The 14,378-nt window shown below is 73.0% G+C and carries 13 protein-coding genes; 5 read left to right on the top strand and 8 right to left on the bottom strand.

Translation table 11 applies throughout. From position 1 onward, the window contains the following. Positions 1-19 precede the first annotated feature (19 nt). Positions 20-1,783, bottom strand: a complete 1,764-nt coding sequence (locus tag GXW83_RS31655; RefSeq protein WP_182446438.1) for an LCP family protein — start codon at positions 1,781-1,783, stop codon at positions 20-22. Positions 1,784-1,931: 148 nt separating this feature from the next. Beyond that, a complete protein-coding gene (locus GXW83_RS31650; protein ID WP_182446437.1) occupies positions 1,932-2,483 on the bottom strand; it encodes a hypothetical protein in 552 nt (183 codons plus the stop codon). Positions 2,484-2,801: 318 nt separating this feature from the next. Between GXW83_RS31650 and GXW83_RS31645 the strand changes: the two genes are divergently transcribed. The 3 genes from GXW83_RS31645 to GXW83_RS31635 are packed head-to-tail and all read left to right on the top strand — an operon-like array spanning position 2,802 to position 5,300. Continuing rightward, positions 2,802-4,010: a sensor histidine kinase gene (locus GXW83_RS31645; protein WP_182446436.1), complete on the top strand. Its 1,209-nt coding sequence runs from the start codon at positions 2,802-2,804 to the stop codon at positions 4,008-4,010. Next, a complete protein-coding gene (locus tag GXW83_RS31640; RefSeq protein WP_182446435.1) occupies positions 4,007-4,717 on the top strand; it encodes a response regulator transcription factor in 711 nt (236 codons plus the stop codon). Before GXW83_RS31645 ends, GXW83_RS31640 begins: the two co-directional genes overlap by 4 nt. Before the next feature lie 34 nt (positions 4,718-4,751). Further along, on the top strand, positions 4,752-5,300 hold the full coding sequence (locus GXW83_RS31635) for a DUF1990 family protein (protein WP_182446434.1): 549 nt from the start codon (positions 4,752-4,754) through the stop codon (positions 5,298-5,300). 4 nt (positions 5,301-5,304) lie between these two features. Here the strand turns inward: GXW83_RS31635 and GXW83_RS31630 are convergent, their stop codons facing one another. From GXW83_RS31630 to GXW83_RS31605, 6 genes are all read right to left on the bottom strand, one after another. Next, positions 5,305-6,633 carry a cytochrome P450 gene (locus GXW83_RS31630; RefSeq protein ID WP_182446433.1) on the bottom strand — a complete coding sequence of 443 codons (1,329 nt, stop codon included), beginning with the start codon at positions 6,631-6,633 and terminating at the stop codon, positions 5,305-5,307. 24 nt (positions 6,634-6,657) lie between these two features. Then, positions 6,658-7,920, bottom strand: a complete 1,263-nt coding sequence (locus GXW83_RS31625) for an MAB_1171c family putative transporter (protein WP_182446432.1) — start codon at positions 7,918-7,920, stop codon at positions 6,658-6,660. After that, positions 7,917-8,447, bottom strand: coding sequence for a hypothetical protein (locus GXW83_RS31620; RefSeq protein WP_182446431.1), 531 nt, complete (start codon positions 8,445-8,447; stop codon positions 7,917-7,919). The genes GXW83_RS31625 and GXW83_RS31620 overlap by 4 nt, the downstream gene beginning before the upstream one ends. A gap of 38 nt (positions 8,448-8,485) precedes the next feature. Then, positions 8,486-8,983 (bottom strand): hypothetical protein, encoded by a 498-nt coding sequence (locus GXW83_RS31615; protein WP_182446430.1) that lies wholly within the window; start codon positions 8,981-8,983, stop codon positions 8,486-8,488. Between the two features lie 361 nt (positions 8,984-9,344). Further along, the gene (locus GXW83_RS31610; RefSeq protein WP_182446429.1) at positions 9,345-11,210 is read right to left on the bottom strand and encodes a carbohydrate-binding module family 20 domain-containing protein; all 1,866 of its coding nucleotides are present in this window, start codon (positions 11,208-11,210) and stop codon (positions 9,345-9,347) included. Between the two features lie 180 nt (positions 11,211-11,390). After that, entirely contained in the window at positions 11,391-11,810 is a 420-nt protein-coding gene (locus GXW83_RS31605; RefSeq protein WP_182446428.1) for a helix-turn-helix transcriptional regulator, read from the bottom strand. Positions 11,811-11,920: 110 nt separating this feature from the next. Between GXW83_RS31605 and GXW83_RS31600 the strand changes: the two genes are divergently transcribed. Together GXW83_RS31600 and GXW83_RS31595 are read left to right on the top strand one after the other, a co-directional pair. Continuing rightward, positions 11,921-12,559 carry an HdeD family acid-resistance protein gene (locus GXW83_RS31600; protein WP_182446427.1) on the top strand — a complete coding sequence of 213 codons (639 nt, stop codon included), beginning with the start codon at positions 11,921-11,923 and terminating at the stop codon, positions 12,557-12,559. Positions 12,560-12,953: 394 nt separating this feature from the next. Continuing rightward, positions 12,954-14,309, top strand: a complete 1,356-nt coding sequence (locus tag GXW83_RS31595; protein WP_182446426.1) for a S1C family serine protease — start codon at positions 12,954-12,956, stop codon at positions 14,307-14,309. Positions 14,310-14,378 lie beyond the last annotated feature (69 nt).

Genomic DNA, 14,378 nt, shown 5'->3' with positions numbered 1-14,378 from the left:
GCGGCCCGGCCTGCGGCGGTCAGGGGGCGGAGTTGGGGACGTCCGGGTTGTCGGCGAACTCCGACTGGGGGGTGTGGCCCGGCTCGGTGTACTGGGTGCCGACCACGGCGCAGCGGTTGTCCTGGTCGGCGGTCTGCGGGGCGGTGCCGCTGAGGGCGGCGGCGGTGTCCAGCGGGGCGGCCGAGGGGGTGGAGTGCGGGAAGGCGTCGCCGCTGGTCCAGTCCCCGCCGACGACCAGGGTCAGGCCGCTGTCGTCGGTCCGGTGCAGGGCGGTGGACGGCAGACCGAGGATCGCGGCCGTCTCCTGCGCCTGGGCGGCGTCGCCGGGGCCGTAGTCGAGCGTCGTGGTGGCGGGCGCGGCGGTGTCGGGGTAGCCGGCGGTGGCGGGGTTGAAGCCGTCGCCGGTCAGTTCGGCGGCGATGGCGTCGGCGCGCCCGGAGACGCTGGTGCCGTTGCGGACGGTGACGGTGATCGAGGACAGCGGCGGCGCGGTGGGGGCGGTGGTGGGCGTGGGCGTGGGGGCTGCGGTCGGGGACGACGTGGCGGTGGCGGTGGCCGATGCGGAGGCGGATGCGGTGGCCGTTGCGGAGGCGGACGGGGCGGGGGCGGCGGGGGTGAGGGACTGGTCGTTGATGACCGAGCGGAACAGGGCGGGCGCCTGGCTGGTGTCCTCGGACACGTCCTCGCCCCACTCGGCCATGTTCGGGCCGTCGTAGGGGACGTTCTGCATGGTGGTGAAGGTGATCCGGTCGGTGGGCACCTTGTTCAGGTCGTCCACCAGATTCAGCAGTTTGGGGATGCTGTCCAGGCCGGGGCTGACGGTCAGCGACTTGGTGGCCGCGTCCGCGATCCGGTACATGGCTATCGGATCGCTGAGGGTGTCGGAGTCCTTCAGCTTGTTGATCATGTCGGTGAAGAAGATGTGGGTCGCGGAGGTGCGGTCGCTGCTGTCGCTGCCGCTGCCGAAGGCGTGCCGGGTGCGGAGGAACTGCAGTGCCGCCTTGCCCTCCAGCGTGTGCGTGCCTGCGGTGAGCTTGAGCCCGGAGTAGACGTCATACATATTGCTGCTGACGCAGACATTCACGCCGCCCAGGGCGTTGGATATGTTGACCACGCCGCCGAAATCGACCATGGCGTAGTCGTCCACGGTGATGCCGGTGAGCTTGTGCACGGCCTCGGCGGTGCAGGCGGGCCCGTACTGCAGGCTGCTGGTGATCTGCGCGGTGGCCTCGCCCGCGCAGGACGGCAGTTGCGTGACGGTGTCGCGGGGAATGCTGATCACCGTGATGTTGCTGCGGTCGGCCGAGAGGTGCACCAGCATCTCGACATCCGCGTTGGCGCCGCTGCCCGCGTCGCCGCCGTCCGCCGCGTCGACCGCGGTGGCCCGGGTGTCGGATCCGATCAGCAGCAGGTTGAGCGGGGTCCGGCCGAGGGGGTCCGGCTTCTCCACGCCCACCGCCGCCGCCCGGTTGTCGCCGGTGAAGAGGGGCGCGCTCTTGATATTGCTCTGCAGGTGGAAGTAGACATACGACGCCCCCGAGCCGCAGACCAGGGTCACGACGGCGGTGGCCAGGGCCAGGATGCGCAGGGCTCTCCGGCGCCGGGGCCGTCTGCCGCTCGGCCCGTCGTCCGGGACGGTCTCGCCGCCGGTTCCGCCATCGGCGCCGCCATCGGCCCCGCCCTCGGCTGCGCTGTCGGCCGCGCCTGCGGCCCCGCCGTCGGCGTCCCCGGTCGGCGCTGCGTCGGCCGGGACGTCCTCTCCGGCCGATCGTTGCCTGCTCATGCGCCCCTCCGCGTTCCCGGCCACGTCGCGTCGCCCGCCTGGCGGCGGAGACCGAAGGTCCGGAAGTGAACGGACGGGCGCGATATGACAGTCATTTATGAGCGGGACGTTCACGCGTCGCTCATGGTTCCGTCCGGGCCGGTCATGATCAGACCCGGGCGGCGGCGACGCGCGGCGCGCTGCCGAATCCGGTGGCGGGCGGCAGGGCGGCGGCGCGCAGGCCCAGGCCGATGGTGCGGGTGAGCAGCATGGCGACGGCCATGAAGATGAGCCCGTCGGTGATCGCGGCGGCGCTGACCTGGTGCGCGACGGCCCAGCTCGCCAGCTGGGTGGGGAACCAGTGGACCGAGCCGTAGGAGAAGGCCGCGCGGGCGCCGATCACCAGCGTCCACAGCAGGGCGTAGGCGGCTCCGGTGCGGCTGACCGGCTTGCCGGTCTGCGGGCTGCGGTGGACGGTCATCAGCGCGGTGGCGGCCAGGCCCGCCACCAGCCCGGCGGCGACACCGGCGAGCTCCACGGCCAGGCCGCTGCCGTGGGTGACCGGGGATTCCAGGAACAGCGGGACGATGCCGCCCGCCATCAGCAGCGGCCGCAGGATGCGGAAGGCGCCGACCTTCTTGTGCCGGCCGAGGTCGCTGTGCAGCACGGCGACCAGCACGGTGCCGTTGACGATCATGGCTTCGGTGAGTTCGGACATCATGGCTGACTCCCTGGTGAACTGGTGAACTGGCGGCTGATGGCACTACCTTCGCCGTCCGCGGCGATCGGCGGATCGGAGTCCGGGCTGACCTCCGGCATGATCCGCGCGGCGGGCGCGGTACCAGGCCCGGGGCGGCGGTCTCAACCCGCCGGTCAACCCCTGCTCCGACGCGGCCGGGCGGCAGCGGTCCGTACCGTGGCGGAGCCCGGCCGCGCGGCCGGGTGCGCGCGCACCGCCTGGTGGGCGACAGGTACGACCAGGGAGCCTGCTGTGCACGGAGCGTCGGGACTGCTGTCGTGGAGGCGCGATAATGCCGGGATGCTGCGTACGACGATCTGCCTGGCCCGGGCCTTCGGTTTCGCGGTCGTCGGGGTGCTGGTCTTCCTCGGCGGCCCGGTCGGCCTGCCCTCACGGGTCCTGCAGATCACCGTCTACGCGCTGATCGGGCTCGGCCTGCTGGCCTGGACCTGGCTCGAACTGCACCCGTCCGGCGAGCGCGACCGCGCCCGGATGGTGCCGCTGCTGGGGGTGCTCTGCGTCGCCGGAAGCCTCGGCTGCACCCTGCCGCACGGCGACAGCCTGGTGGCCTTCGCGGTGACGGCCGCGGTCGCCGCGGGCGGCGACATCGCCCTGATTGCCGGGTGGACCGTGCTGGGCTGCGGAATCCTGGCGGTCGAGATCGGCGCCGTGGTCTACGGCGACAGCATCGGCACGGTCCTGGGATATCCGCTGCTGCTGCTGGTCGGCCTGCTGATCGGCCATAACCGGCGCGCCTACCGGATATCCGCCGAGCAGTCGGAGGCCATGCTGGCGCAGTCCGAGGCGATGCTGGCGCAGGCGCGGGAGTTGCAGGCCCAGCAGCGCCGGACCGAGGTGCTGGACGAGCGCACCCGCATCGCCCGCGAGATCCACGACGTGCTCGCCCACTCGCTGGGCGCGCTGAGTATCCAGATCCAGGTCGCGCGGGCGGTGTTGACCGACCAGGAGGATATCGGGCGGGCGGTGGACGTCCTCAACACCGCGCACCGGATGGCGTCCGAGGGGCTGGCCGAGACCCGGCGCGCGGTCCACGCGCTGCGTACCGACGCGCTTCCGCTGGCCGACGAGATGGCCCGGGCGGCCGAGGCGCACGCCCGCAACCACAGCGCCCAGGTGAGCTTCGACGTCGACGGCGCTCCCCGGGCGCTGCCGCCGGACGCCACCGTGGCGCTGCTGCGCATCGGGCAGGAGGCCCTGGTCAACGCCGCCAAGCACGCGGCCGGACAGTCCGTCGCGGTGCGCCTGGAGTACACCGGCGGGCTCACCCGGGTGACCGTCACCAACGCCCTGGGCGAGGGCGGCGCCCCGCGCGGGGAACCGAGGAGCGGCGTGGACGGCGGCTACGGCCTGATCGGGATGCGCGAGCGGCTGCGGCTGCTGAACGGCACCCTGGCCGCCGGTCCGCAGGACGGCCGGTGGACGGTGACGGCGGAGCTTCCGCACAGCGACGACACGGCGGACGCCCGACCCGCCACACTGATCACATGACCGCCACCGGCTCCGCCGCCCCCTTGCGCATCGTCATCGCCGACGACCAGGCCAGCGTCCGGGAGGGCCTGGTGCTGCTCCTCGGCGGCCTGCCCGACATCGACGTGGTCGGCGACGCCCCCGACGGCGCGCGGGCGCTCGAACTCGTCGCCGAACTGCGGCCCGACGCCATCCTGTTGGACCTGCGGATGCCGGTGCTGGACGGCATCGAGACCACGCGCAGGCTGGCCGCCGAGCATCCCGGCGTGGCCGTGGTGGTGCTCACCACCTACGCCGACGACCACTCGGTGCTGGACGCGCTGCAGGCCGGGGCGCGCAGCTACCTGACCAAGGACGCGGACCGCACCGACATAGCGCGGGCGCTGCACGCCGCGGCGGGCGGGCTGAGCGTGCTGGACCCGCGGGTCCAGGCGACGCTGCTGGCTGCCGCGATGGCCCCGCAGCCGGGCCCGGCGTCCACACCGGCGTCCGCCCAGCCGGAGCGGCAGCCGGTGCAGCAGCCGGTGGCGCTGCCGGACGGGCTGACCCAGCGCGAGGCCGAGATCCTGGCGCTGATCGCGCAGGGGCTGAACAATCCGGAGATCGCCGCCCGGCTGGTGGTCAGCAGCCACACCGTGAAGACCCACATCAACCGGATCTTCGCCAAGACCGGCTCCCGGGACCGCGCCGCCGCCATCAACTACGCGAAGCTCCACGGCCTAGGCTGAAGGCGCACACCGGGGGCCGTGGAGCGGAGGCGCGATGGACGACGGGTTCAGCTATCCCGAGGTGGGCGCCACCCGTCCGGCCGCCGGCGGGCTGCCCGGCGCCGAGGCCGGGCCGCTGCCCGCCGGCTACCGGCACCTGCGGCACCGGACCCTGATCGGCAGCGGGCCGCAGGTGTGCGCGGCGGCCGGGGAGGCCGTGCTGAGCTGGCGGATGCACCGCGCGATCGGGGTGCGGGTGACCGCCACGGACGACCGGGCCCGGCCGGGCGTACGGGTGCGGGTGCTGATCGGCCGGGGCGGGATCGGCCCGGCCGGGCTGTGCGAAGTGGTCTGGGCGGTCGAGGAGCCGGACCGGCGCGGCTTCGGCTACGGCAGCCTGCCGGGGCACCCGGAGTGCGGCGAGGAGGCGTTCCTGGTGGAGCTGGCCCCGGACGGGCGGGTCTGGTTCACCGTCACCGCTTTCAGCCGCCCGGCGTGCTGGTACACCCGGGCGGCCGGGCCGCTCGTCCCGCTGTTCCAGCGCCTGTACGCCCGGCGCTGCGGCACGGTGCTGCGCCGACTGGCCGCGCCCGCAGCCGGCTGACCGGTCAGGCCCTGCCGACCCCGGCGCCGTCCGCCGCCGGTCCCGCCGGTTCGTCCTGCGCCGCTTCGCCCTGTGCCGCTTCGTCCTGTGCCGGTTCGCCCTGTGCCGGGTCGAGCAGGACCGGCAGTGCGGCCAGGCCGCGGGTGCGGATCGAGGGGCGTCGGCGGAGCTCCTCGCGGGGCAGCGCCAGGACGGCCTCCGGGTGCTGCTCCAGCAGCACGCTCAACGCCGTGGTGGTCTCCAGCCGGGCGAGGGCGGCGCCCAGGCAGTAGTGCGGTCCGTGGCCGAAGCCCAGGTGGCCGCTGCCGGTCCGGGGCCGTTCCGGGGAGAGGGCGTCGGGGTCGTCGAAGGCGTCCGGGTCGCGGTGCGCGGAGCCGACGGCGATCAGCACCGGCTCCCCGGCCGGGATCAGCACCCCGCCGATCTCCAGGTCCTCCACCGGGAAGCGCCGGATCGCCAGCTCCACCGGGCCGTCGTGCCGGATGACCTCCTCCACCAGGGCCGGGACGACGGCCGGGTCGGCGGCCACCCGCTGCCGCAGGCCCGGCTCGGTGACCACGGCCAGGACGGTCGCGGTGATCGCGCTGATGGTGTTCTCGTAGCCCGCGAGCAGCAGCAGGAAGGCCAGGCTGAGCAGCTCGTCCGCGCTCAGCCGGTCGTCGCCGTCGTGCGCGGTGACCAGGGCGGAGAGCAGGTCCGCGCCGGGCTCGGCGCGTTTGGCGGCGATCTGCCGGGCCAGCGAGGCGACCACGCCCTCCAGCGCCTCCTGGAGCTGGGCGCGGGTCGCGGTGGCCGGGGCCAGCAGCAGCGCGGTCCAGCCGTGGAAGCGCCGGGATTCGGCCCGGTCGACGCCGAGGATGTCGCAGAGCAGGGTGAGCGAGAGCGGCGCGGCGTACGCCTCGACCAGGTCCACCGGGCCGCTCTGCCGGGCGGCGTCCGCCAGCAGCCCGGCGGCCACCTCGCGCACCCGGTCGCGCAGGGCGTCCATCCGGGCGGCGCTGAACGCCGGGGCGACCAGGCGACGCAGCCGGGAGTGGTCCGCGCCGTCCATGTTCAGCAGGTTGGCGTCCAGCACCGGGGGCAGCGACAGGCCGGCGTACTTGCCGGGGGCGGCGTTGCGGCGGTCCAGCGACAGCCGGGGGTCGGCCAGCGCGGCGCGGGCATCGGCGTACCGGGTGACCAGCCAGATCGGCACGCCGTCCGGGCCGAGGACCTGGTGCACCGGCGCGGCCTCGCGCAGCTGCGCGTACCGGGGGTACGGGTCCGGGCCGAACGCCGTGTCCAGGCTGGGCAGGGCGGCGGTGTCGGACGGCGTCGGGGCGTGGGGCGACATGGCTTCTCCGGTGGTGATGGCAGGTCAGGTGCGGCTGGTCGGCTGCAGGCCGTGCGGATCGGTGTCCGCCAGCACGGAGGCGACCACGGGGGAGTCGACGAGCGCGGCGGCGACCCGGACCAGCCAGGCGATCTCGGCGGCGGCGTCGGCGCCGCCCGGGTCGGCGCCGGTGCGGGCGTCGCGCTGCGGGGCGAGCGCGGTCCGCTCGGGGGTGATGCCGAGCGCCACGGCCCGCATGGCGGCGGCGAGTCGGGCCGCCTCGACCACGGCGGCGAGCTGGTCCGGGGCGAGCCCGGCCCGGCCGCCCGCCTGCTCGGCGGCGGCCGCGACGCCCGGGTCGAGGAAGGGGCGCAGCTCCAGCCGGGCGTCGCGGATCTCGACGTACCGGCGGGTGAGCCGGTAGCCGGCCCGCAGTGCCACCCGGCCCGGCCGACGGCGCCCGCCCAGCAGCGAGGCCCGGTCGCCGGTGTCCAGCACGACGTACGGGACGGCCGTGGTCAGCGCGTCCCACAGCGGGTACAGCCGCCAGTACGGGCGGTGGGCGCGGGCCCAGTCGGCGGCGGCGGAGAGCCGCGGGCCCCAGCGGGGGATGGTCCAGCCGATCGGCGGCATCAGCACGCCGATGCCGACCGCGAGCCGGGCGACGTCCTCGAAGCGTCCGGCGTCGAGGGCGACCCAGCGCTGCGCCACGTCGGCGATCCGCACCGCGCAGTAGGGCAGCGCCAGCAGGTTGCCGAAGGCGTTGATGCGCAGGCCGCGGCGCAGCCAGGGCCGGCCGCCGATCCGGGCGAGTTGCAGGGTGATCCGCACCACCACGATCTGCAGCACCGCGTAGGTGGCGATGTAGACCATCAGGTACGCGTTGATGTACGGCTGGCGGGCGTTGTCCGGCACGTAGGTGGTCGGGTCCTCGGCGCTGATCGGGGCGGCCAGGAAGAGCACCGCCATCAGCACCACCACGGCCGTCAGCGCCAGCCCCGAGCGCCGGATCAACTGCCGTGCCCGGTGCGGCGGGTAGCGCCACAGCACGCAGGCGGCGAGCACGCAGAAGGTGTACGGCATGACCAGGCCCTGGCTGACCAGGATGGCCAGGTTCGGGTAGTGGGCGGCGCGGTCGAGGGCCACCCACACGTCCGGGGAGGCGATGAAGAAGATGCCGCCGAGGCAGACGAACGCGGCGACCACCGCGACCAGCGGCAGGTTGCGCCGGCGGCGCAGGTCGCGGGCCTTGTAGAGGCAGGCGAGCCAGGCGGTGACGGCGGCGATGGGGTAGAGGACGCTGTTCACGGGGCTCCTGGCGTGGTGCCGTCGCCGAGCGAGCGGCTGATCCGGTCGACGACGCCGCCCTCGCCGCCGGCGATCGACCACTGCGACTCGGCCGTGAAGCGGTTGATCCGGGCGAACAGCATGGTGGCGATCAGCTCCGCCTGCTGTTCCTCGGGTGTGGAGTAGTTGCTGCGGCCGTTGATGCTGCGCACCAGGCGCGGATCGAGGTGGGTGTAGACGAAGCGGCCGGCGTCGGGGTGGGCCAGCGGGTCGGTGAGGTGCCCGGCGATCAGGTGGCCGATCTCGTGCAGCCCGACCACGTCGCGGTGCGGCCCGGTCAGCCCGGCGGTGATGAAGATGATGTCGCGGTCGTCCAGGGCGGCCACCATGCCGCAGGGCAGCGCGGACGGCAGGTCGATCTCCATCAGGGTGAGCGGGCGTCCGCGCAGTTCGCCGAGGTTGCGGCAGAACTGTTCGAGGTCGAATGGCGAGGGCAGGTCCAGATCCTTGACGAGTTTCGCGCACTGCCGACGGAGCGACCGCGACATGTCTGTCTCCTTCGGGACGATGACCCATCCTGTCACCATCACGGGGACGCCGGAGCCCCTGGTTCCCTGCTGCCTTCGGCGGTCTGGGCGGTGACCGGATCGGCGATCGGCGGAAGGTTGTTGGCGCGGCGCAGCACGTCCAGGATGGCCTGGACCGGGACCAGGTCCTCCCCGGCCAGACCGGCCGAGCGCAGCGCGATGGAGCGCACGCCGAGGTCCTTGAGCAGGGTGGCGGCCTCGATCTCCTCGGCGATGCCGCGCTCCACCTCCGGCGGCAGCGCGTCCTGGTGGAAGTAGCCGGGCGGGACGTGGAAGAACTGCGCCAACGCGTCGATGGTGCCCATGGTGGGGTTGGCGTTGCGGCCGCTGCGCAGGTTGGCGATGTTGGTTGCGGAGATGCGCAGCAGGCCGCGTTCGCTGATCAGCGCCGACATCTCGTTGTCGGAGTAGGGCGACTGGCGGTCCTTCGGAGTGACGGCGGCGATCAGTCCGTTGAGCTTCTCAGCCAGCGTCCGCGGCTGTCGGGCAGCAGCCATGCGCCACCTCTCGAAATCGTCCCCTCACTTGAGTGAGGGCCAAGGGCTCCTGTACGCACTTGAATTGGTCCGGTGCGCCCGCCTAGGCTACCGAGTGAACCACTCCGTGGGGAATGGTTCACCGAGTGGTTGGGATATCCAACCCCTTGGCCGGCTGCGCCAATTGAAGAACAGTGCGCAACGCTGCGTGAAACGGGCCACGGGGATTGTATACCTGTACGCCTGTCATGGACCTGCTATCAGGCCGCGAGCCGCTGCCGTGCCCCAGCGACGCACGGCAGCCGGACGGACGCGCGTGGGCGGCGGCCGGGGGTGCGGCCGCCGCCCACGCGGTGCTGGAGTCCCGGTGCGGGCTACTGCCCTACTGCCAGGTGTCGTTCAGGGTGGCCGAACCGGAGGCGCCGGTACTGGCGCTGCGGTTGCCGCCGTCCTCCCAGGTGACGTTCCCCGAGCCGTCCTTGATGATGTACTTGTACTGGAAGGACGTGTCGGCGGGCAGTTGCACGGTGCCGCTCCACACCGGGTACCCGGCCGAGGAGAGCGGGACGGCGGACGCCGGATCCCAGTCGCCCAGCGCCGGGATCGAGCCGACGACGTACACGTTCTGGCCCCACACCGTGGTCCTGGTCTCGTTGAAGGTCTCCGAGACGGTGCCGGCCGCCGGGGCGGTGGGGGTGCAGCCGGTGCTGCAGGCGGCCTTGGTGTAGACGGCGACCGAGTCGCCGGCGTTGACCGTCACCGTGGCCTGGCCGGAGCTGTTCACGCTGACCGCGGGGCCGGTGCAGCCGCCCGCGGCGGTGGTGTCGCCGTGGATGACGTCGCAGTAACTGCCCGCCGCCAGGCCGGTGGTGAAGGTCTCGGTGACCGCTGAGGAGCCGTTGTTGATGGCGATCCAGGCGCCGCTGCCCCGGCTGAAGGCGATGGCGTTGCCGCCGTTGTCCCACCAGTTCGCCACCGGCTGGCCCTGGGCCGCGTTGTGCCAGCCCACCATGTTGGCGATGCCCGGCACCCGGTCGGTGCAGACCCAGGCGCCGGACGAGCAGTCGGTGGCGGTCACGAAGCCGTTGGCGTCGGCTGGCGGCGAGTCGTTCGCGTCGGCGAAGGCGAAGCCGGAGTAGACCGTGGGCTGCACGCCGTAGTTCCAGGCCAGCATGAACTCGGTGGCCAGGGTGTACTGCGAGCCGTTCTTGTAGTTCAGCGTGGAGCCGTCGCGCTCGGTGTCGTGGTTGGCGACCATGGCGCCGTCCTTGTCGCTCGGCTCCAACCCCCAACTCTGGCCGAACGTCTTGAGGTTGGCGATGCTGCCCTGGAACTGCGCCTTCAGCGCGTCCGCGTAGTCGAAGCCGATGACGCTGCCGTTGCCCTCGAACGCCGAGGGCGCCAGGTTCCCGGTGCCGCCCAGCGCCACCTCCTGGAGCACGTAAGGGCGTTGGCCCCACGCGGTGTTGTTCAGCCGGGACTCGATATTGGCCATGTCGGCCTGGTTGATGTGCTTGGCCGAATCCACCCGGAAGCCGTCGACGCCGTAGCCGATCAGCTTGTTGAGGTAGGCCGCGATCTTCGCCCGGACGTCGTCCGACTCGGTGTCGAGGTCGGCCAGGTCCTCCAGGTCGCACTCCTGCACCTGGGTCTGGCTGTTCCAGTCCTGGATGGACATGTCGGCGTTGGGGCAGTTGGCCGGGGAGGTGTGGAAGTCGGCCGGGCCGTACGGCACTTCGGAGTACGTCTTGGACGACACGTTGAAGCCGTCGCCGCCGTACGAGTCGGTGCTGGTCTGGTCGTTGCCGGACATGTGGTTGATCACCGCGTCCACATAGACCTTGACCCCGGCCGCGTGGCAGGTCGCCACCATGGACTGGAACTGCGCCTCGTCGCCCATCCGGCTGTTGAGGTCGTAGCCCACCGGCTGGTAGACGTCGTACCAGGGGTGGCTGCTGCCCGGGATGCGGATGGAGTCCTCCGGCGGGGCGACCTGGACCGCGCCGTAGCCCTTGGGGCCGAGCACGCTGGTGCACTCGGCGGCCACCGAGGGCCAGTTCCACTCGAAGAGGTTGGCGATCACGTCGCCGCCGTTCGGGCTGCTCGCGTGCGCGGTGCCGCCGAGCGTCAGCGGCAGCAGCGTCCCGGCGACCAGGGCTCCGGCGAGGGTCAGCCCGCCCGGCCCGAACCGGCGACGGGGGCGGGTGCGGGGCGGCGCTGCGGACGTCGATGTGCGCAGGGGTGTCATGTGCGGCTCCCGGGTGGGGGTGGGGAGAGCGGTCGCCGCCGCGGCGGCCGGCCCGCGGCTGTCCCGGCCGGAGCCAGCCGCGAGGGTGACCGGCTGGGTGAACGCACTGACGATCGCGCCGCCCCCGCAGCGTCGTCAAGAGTTTCTGCAAAGTTTTTCAGAATCAGCCTGCAAGAAATTTCACTGCTGGGCCGAGGTGTGGGCGTGGGTGGCCGAGGCGTGCGCGTGAGCGTGCGCATGGACGGCGGTCGCGGGGGTGGCCATGGCCAGCACGGCGTCCAGGGTCTGGTCCGCCAGCCGGTAGCGGACCACCCGGCCGTCGCGGATGCCGGTGACCGCGTTGGCGGTCTTCAGCAACCGCAGCGCCTGCGAGACGGTGGTCGCGTTCATGCCGGTGGCCAGAGCCAGGTCGGTGACGCTGATCGGGCCCGCGTGGCGGATGCACAGCAGCAGCGAGAGCCGGCCCGGATCGCTGAGCAGCGAGAAGCGGGCAGCCCAGGCGGCGACGTGCCCCGGCTCGCCCAACGCCTCGATCGCCTCGCACGCCCGGTGCTCGTCGATGGACGCCTGCTGGGCCCGCTCGGCCGGGACGAGATGCATGGCACAACTCTCGCACACGCCCGATCCAGCGCCCGCCCGGATGGCGGAGACCGACCAACCATGACATAAAGGTGCATATTCCGCCCAGGCTTCGACCCGGAGGAACCGCCATGTCGTACGGAGTCCCGCCCGACAGCAGGCCCGGCACCAGGCCCGGCAGCGGACCCGGAGACGGGCCCGAGGACGCGATCCTCGGGACGCCGCTGGCGGGCCTGCTGGCCAGGGCGTCCTGGCCGGTGGCCCTGGCCCTGGGCGTCGGCACGCTGCTCATCGGCGTCTTCACCCTGGTCTGGCCGGGCAAGACGCTGGTGGTCGTGGCCGTGCTGTTCGGCATCTACCTGCTGCTCAGTGGCATCCTGCAGTTCGCGCACGCGTTCAACGACCGCTTCGGCGCGGGGACGCGGGTGCTGATGTTCGCCAGCGGGACGCTGTCGGTGGTGCTGGGGCTGCTGTGCTTCCGCAGCGCGGAACAGTCCGTGGTGCTGCTCGGCCTGTGGATCGGCATCGGCTGGCTGTTCCGGGGCTTCGCCGAACTGGCCGCCGCGATCACCGCCCCGGAACTGCCCGGACGCGGCTGGATCGTCTTCCTCGGCATCGTCAGCGTGCTGGCCGGGATGGTGCTGATCACCTCGCCGGTCACCAGCATCGTCGTGCTGGCGGTCCTGGCCGGGTGGTGGCTGGCCGCGCTCGGCGTCTTCGAGATCGTCACCGCGCTGCGGCTGCGGCACTCCACCCGCACCCTGGACTGAGCGGGCCGGGGACAACAGCGTCGTCCCCGGCCCGCTCGGACGACCGCCGAGCTGCGTTCGCCGTGCTCGGATATCCGGTGCCCGTGGCGGCTCCTCACCTGATCGGCCCACTGGCGTCGCGCCGGGGCGGGCCGGGGCCGAGGATCGGAGCGGAGGCAGTCCTGCCTCCATTCTCATGCAGTGCTCACGGTACTTACAGTTGGTAGCTCGCATGATGGAGGCAGGGCAGCACCGCTTAGCTCGCCCGGTCCAGAACCGTTTGGGGGCCGTCATGAGCACAAGTCACGGAGCAACGCCGACCGGAGCCGGTGGCACGGGCGGCAGCTGGGGTCCGCCCCCGGCGCCACAGGACGACACGCGGATCATCCCGCCGTCGGCCGAGATGCCGCCGCCCATGCCGCCGTACCCGCCCACGGCCTCGTACTACGGCCACGGCCATGGCTACGGCTCGGTGCCGCCCAAGCGGCACTGGGTGCGCAGTCTGGTGGCCTTCGTGGTGGTCGCGGCGGTGGCGCTGGCGGCCGGCGTCGGCCTCGGGCGCAGCGTCTGGCGTCCGGCGGCGTCCGCGTCGGCCGGCGGGTCCAGCCCGACCGCGCCCGTCCAGCCGTCCCAGCCGCAGTTCGGCGGCTCCAACGGCGGCAGCAGCAGCGGTGGCAGCGGCAGTACCGGTGGCGGCAGCGCCACCGGCGTCGCCGCCAAGGTGGATCCTGAGCTGGTGGACATCAATACCACTCTCGGTTACCAGGATATCCAGGCGGCCGGGACCGGGATTGTGCTGACCTCCAACGGCGAGGTGCTGACCAACAACCACGTGATCGCCGGGGCGACCACGATCACCGCGACCGACATAGGCAACGGCCACACCTACACCGCGACCGTGGTCGGCTACGACCGCACCGGTGACATGGCCGTTCTGCAGCTGAAGGACGCCTCCGGGCTGGCGACGGCGACCCTGGCCGACTCCTCCCAGGTCGCCGTCGGCGCCTCGGTCACGGCGATCGGCAACGCGGGCGGCACCGGGGCGACCCCGACGGCCGCCGCGGGCAGCGTGACCGGCGTCGACCAGTCGGTGACCGCGAGTGACGAGGTGACCGGGTCGGCCGAGCAGCTGACCGGCATGATCCAGGTGAACGCCAACGTCCAGCCGGGCGACTCCGGCGGGCCGCTGGTGAACTCCTCCGGCGCGGTGATCGGGATGGACACCGCCGGTTCGCAGTCCTCGGGCTCCTCCGGCTTCCAGCAGCAGGCCGAGCCGCAGGGCTTTGCGATACCGATCAACACCGCCTCGGCGGTGGCTAAGCAGATCGAGGCGGGTACCGCGAGCAGCGCGGTGCACGTGGGGCCGACGGCCTTCCTGGGCGTCGAGGTCTCGACCGGTTCGTCGTCCAGCGGCGCGGGCGCGGGTTCGGGCACCGGCCAGGGCTTCGGCAGCGGCTCGGGCACCGGCTCGGGCAGCTCCGGCAACGGCGACTCGGGCACCGGCTCGGGGACGGGCTCCGGCACCGGCTCCGGCACGGCCGCCGGTGCGCCGGTCGCCGGGGTGATCGCCGGCTCCCCGGCCGCGCAGGCCGGTCTGGCGCAGGGCGACGAGATCACCTCGGTCGGCGGCAAGACCGTCGGTACGGCCGACCAGCTGACGACCCTGATGGCCTCGCACAACCCCGGTGACCGGGTGGCGGTCGTCTGGACCGACAGCAGCGGCGCGCAGCACAGCGCCACCGTGGACCTGGTGAGCGGCCCGGCCAACTGACCCCCTCGCAAGGGCGCGACCGACACGACTCGGCCCGTGCAGGTGATTTCCCGATAATCACCCGCACGG

It is taken from the genome of Streptacidiphilus sp. PB12-B1b, assembly GCF_014084125.1.
Classification (GTDB): domain Bacteria; phylum Actinomycetota; class Actinomycetes; order Streptomycetales; family Streptomycetaceae; genus Streptacidiphilus.
Note: the sequence above shows the minus strand (reverse complement) of the source record. Positions and strands in the feature narration are given on the sequence as shown.

Coding starts and splice junctions, on each gene's coding strand:
- GXW83_RS31655 (WP_182446438.1), bottom strand. CDS start 1,783: ATGAGCAGGCAACGATCGGCCGGAGAGGACGTCCCGGCCGACGCAGCG.
- GXW83_RS31650 (WP_182446437.1), bottom strand. CDS start 2,483: ATGATGTCCGAACTCACCGAAGCCATGATCGTCAACGGCACCGTGCTG.
- GXW83_RS31645 (WP_182446436.1), top strand. CDS start 2,802: ATGCTGCGTACGACGATCTGCCTGGCCCGGGCCTTCGGTTTCGCGGTC.
- GXW83_RS31640 (WP_182446435.1), top strand. CDS start 4,007: ATGACCGCCACCGGCTCCGCCGCCCCCTTGCGCATCGTCATCGCCGAC.
- GXW83_RS31635 (WP_182446434.1), top strand. CDS start 4,752: ATGGACGACGGGTTCAGCTATCCCGAGGTGGGCGCCACCCGTCCGGCC.
- GXW83_RS31630 (WP_182446433.1), bottom strand. CDS start 6,633: ATGTCGCCCCACGCCCCGACGCCGTCCGACACCGCCGCCCTGCCCAGC.
- GXW83_RS31620 (WP_182446431.1), bottom strand. CDS start 8,447: ATGTCGCGGTCGCTCCGTCGGCAGTGCGCGAAACTCGTCAAGGATCTG.
- GXW83_RS31615 (WP_182446430.1), bottom strand. CDS start 8,983: ATGGCTGCTGCCCGACAGCCGCGGACGCTGGCTGAGAAGCTCAACGGA.
- GXW83_RS31610 (WP_182446429.1), bottom strand. CDS start 11,210: ATGACACCCCTGCGCACATCGACGTCCGCAGCGCCGCCCCGCACCCGC.
- GXW83_RS31605 (WP_182446428.1), bottom strand. CDS start 11,810: ATGCATCTCGTCCCGGCCGAGCGGGCCCAGCAGGCGTCCATCGACGAG.
- GXW83_RS31600 (WP_182446427.1), top strand. CDS start 11,921: ATGTCGTACGGAGTCCCGCCCGACAGCAGGCCCGGCACCAGGCCCGGC.
- GXW83_RS31595 (WP_182446426.1), top strand. CDS start 12,954: ATGCCGCCGTACCCGCCCACGGCCTCGTACTACGGCCACGGCCATGGC.